This is a genomic window from Clostridium sp. SGI.024, assembly GCF_050315195.1.
In the GTDB taxonomy this organism is placed as follows: domain Bacteria; phylum Bacillota; class Clostridia; order Clostridiales; family Clostridiaceae; genus Clostridium.
In genome coordinates this window covers 1-2,927 of sequence record NZ_JBNPON010000123.1, presented here as the reverse complement: position 1 = coordinate 2,927, position 2,927 = coordinate 1, and the positions used below count along the sequence as shown (strand labels likewise).

Below are 2,927 nucleotides of genomic sequence, written 5' to 3'. Positions count from 1 at the left end.
GATTTATTTGTATATTAAAGCATTATCTGAAAATGAAAAGATGGAATTAAAAGAGAGATCCAAGAAAATAAAAGATTTACAAGACAAAGGAATATGTTTTGGATGTTACAACTTTGAAACTGGAGATATATTTCCTGGTGAAGGTTTAATAATTTATGAAGATGATAAAGTAAGATGTCAATTTGAGAAATTCCCAAGAGCAACTGGTCAAACTACAATAGTGGCAAAGGAACATTATGAGGATATTTCTGAAATGCCACTTGAATTAGGTACGCACATATTAAAAATATCAAATGCAATTATAAAGTTACACAAAGAGATTATTGGAGCAGAAAAAGTTTATATGTGTACATTATGTGATGGAAAAAGAAATCACTTACATTTTTCTCTATTCCCACGATTAAAAGGAGAATCAATTTGTTTTAAGAATTTTGTTAAAGAAGATTGTATTTTAATGGATTACAGTGAAGAAGTTGAATTATATAAGAAAAGAATGAAAGAATTGGTTTAATAGCTTATTCAATTTTAAGAAATGAGTGGCTGAAAAAATAATTCTATGGAGAAAATAATATTTACTTATATATATTCAAAAAAGCAAATGTAATTTAGAAAGAGTATTATTTCTGTAAGGGAGAAGATTAAAATGAAAGAGATAATAACTGATAAATTGATATTAAGACCATGGAAACTTAGTGATAGTAAGGATTTGTATGAATATGCTAAAAGTGAATTAGTAGGGCCAAGAGCTGGATGGAAACCACATAAATCAGAAGATGAAAGTAAAGAAATAATAAATATGTTTATAAAAAATAATGACTCTTATGCCATAGTTTTAAAGGAGGAAAACAAAGTAATTGGTGGAATAGGATTACATAAGAGAAAACCAGATTTAGATTTAAAGGATTTAGAACAAAGAGAAATTGGATATGTTTTAAATCCAAGCTATTGGGGTAATGGATATGTTCCAGAAGCAGTAAAAGCATTAATTGATTATGGATTTAGAGAAATGAATTTAGATTTAATATGGTGTGGACACTTTGATTTTAATAGTAATTCTAAAAGAGTTAATGAAAAATGTGGATTTAAATATAAATTTACAAGGAGAGAAAGACTAATAGCTTTAGATAACATTGAGGTTAATGTGCTATATTACAATATTTTAAGAAGTGAATATAAGAAATTATAAATTATATAAAGATTATATAAAGTTAAATATAGTATAAAATAATGAGAAGTAAAGAATATCTTAAAATATTACAGGGGGATTTAATAATGCAGTATATGGGGAATTGTCAATGGTGGAATGATAAATTTAAATCAAGGAAATTACAGCTTATGAGACATGAAAAATGTTTAGAAGAAGATATTAAGTATTTTCCTAGAAAAGGTAAAATATTAGATATTGCTTGTGGTGATGGAAGAAATTCAATTTATTTAGCAAGACTAGGATATGTTGTACATGCTATTGATTTTAGTGAAGAAGCATTAAACAGATTAAATTATTTTGCTGAAAAGGAAAATCTAAATATTGAAACTCAATTGGGAGATTTATCTGAAAATAATTTTTTGAATAATTTATATAATTATGATGCAATTATTATTAATCATTACAGATTAAGACCAGAACTATATAGTATTCTAATGAAGCATATAAAGGAAAATGGAGTTCTATGGATAAATGGCTTTAAGGAAATCCCAAGTGATAATCCTAATATTACTGAATTAGATATATTAAGAGAAGAGGACTTGATAGATATAGAAAATTATCATTTAGAAAATAAGAAAACATATAGCATAGGTGAAAGAACATTTATTAGATATATCTGGAGAAAATAAGATATACAAGGTGATAATATAGATAATTACTTATTAAAAACTTAAGAATTTTAATATAAATAAGTTATAGGATTAAGTTGGAAAATAGTAAATATTTTCAATAAAGAATATATATGTTTATTTTTTATTAAAATTTGATATAATATAAGTGAGATTCTAAATCTTTGATTTAGTCAATCGAACTTATGCAAAGTTAAATAGAAAAGCTTAGTGCGCCAACACTAAGCAATCCTTAGAGCATTTGTTTTAGGGCTATTGGATAAAATTTATGATATGAATTTAAGAGCTAAAAGCACTATTCTTTGTGGGATGGGTGCTTTTTCTTTTTGCCATTAAGTTCTATGTGAAGACCAATGAATTTAATCTTAATTATTAACTTAGATACAAAAAGATTATGTTTTAAAACTAATCTAACAATATAAACAGAAACACAGCTTTTTATAATTAATTCTATCATATCCAATACCACCCCCTAACCATGATGAAAGATTCACCAATAGTCCAAGGGGATAAAATGTTCAAAACCCCCGTAGCCATCCACTACGGCATTTCTAAATAATACTTTAGAATTATACCATAATTATGTAGAATATATATAGAGGAATAAAATGGAATATTATTACTGCAACTTTCATAAAGAGGAATATCGAAATACAAGAATTGGAAAATTGACTTCTTATGAAATTGTTATTGTAATTTTACTTTTTGTATATTAATGAACGGAGATGATAATATGGATAATTACTTAGGAAAATCGGTCAAAGTTAGAGTGGATAGACCTTTGGGATCTAGACACCCTAAACATAATTTTATATATTCTTTGAATTATGGTTTTATTCCAAATACCATATCAGGAGATGGAGAAGAAATTGATGCTTACATTATTGGAGAGTTTGAACCTTTAGATATATACGAAGGATATGTAGTAGCTATAATAAAAAGAACAACTGATATAGAAGACAAACTAGTTGTTTGCAAAGAGTTAAATAAGTATAATAAAGAACAAATAAAAGCCTTAGTGGAATTTCAAGAGAGATTTTTTGAGTCTAGAATAATTATTTATTAAATACTTAAGAATTTTAATATAAATA

Annotated in this window: 5 protein-coding genes; 4 read left to right on the top strand and 1 reads right to left on the bottom strand. The window is 25.8% G+C overall.

Annotated elements, in window-relative coordinates; all coding sequences use genetic code 11:
• The 3 genes from ACQRD5_RS16915 to ACQRD5_RS16905 all read left to right on the top strand — a co-directional run.
• The coding region (locus tag ACQRD5_RS16915; protein WP_427747096.1) for an HIT family protein at positions 1–511 on the top strand (511 nt) is incomplete at its 5' end.
• Between the two features lie 132 nt (positions 512–643).
• Complete coding sequence (locus tag ACQRD5_RS16910) at positions 644–1,186, top strand: GNAT family N-acetyltransferase (RefSeq protein ID WP_427747095.1); 543 nt, start codon at positions 644–646, stop codon at positions 1,184–1,186.
• Between the two features lie 86 nt (positions 1,187–1,272).
• Positions 1,273–1,836 (top strand): class I SAM-dependent methyltransferase, encoded by a 564-nt coding sequence (locus tag ACQRD5_RS16905; RefSeq protein ID WP_320901354.1) that lies wholly within the window; start codon positions 1,273–1,275, stop codon positions 1,834–1,836.
• Positions 1,837–2,131: 295 nt separating this feature from the next.
• Here ACQRD5_RS16905 and ACQRD5_RS16900 read toward each other — a convergent pair whose 3' ends face one another.
• On the bottom strand, positions 2,132–2,293 hold the full coding sequence (locus tag ACQRD5_RS16900) for a hypothetical protein (RefSeq protein ID WP_320901359.1): 162 nt from the start codon (positions 2,291–2,293) through the stop codon (positions 2,132–2,134).
• 276 nt (positions 2,294–2,569) lie between these two features.
• Here ACQRD5_RS16900 and ACQRD5_RS16895 point away from each other — a divergent pair, with 276 nt between their 5' ends.
• A complete protein-coding gene (locus tag ACQRD5_RS16895; protein ID WP_320901356.1) occupies positions 2,570–2,902 on the top strand; it encodes an inorganic diphosphatase in 333 nt (110 codons plus the stop codon).
• The last annotated feature ends 25 nt before the right edge of the window (positions 2,903–2,927 follow it).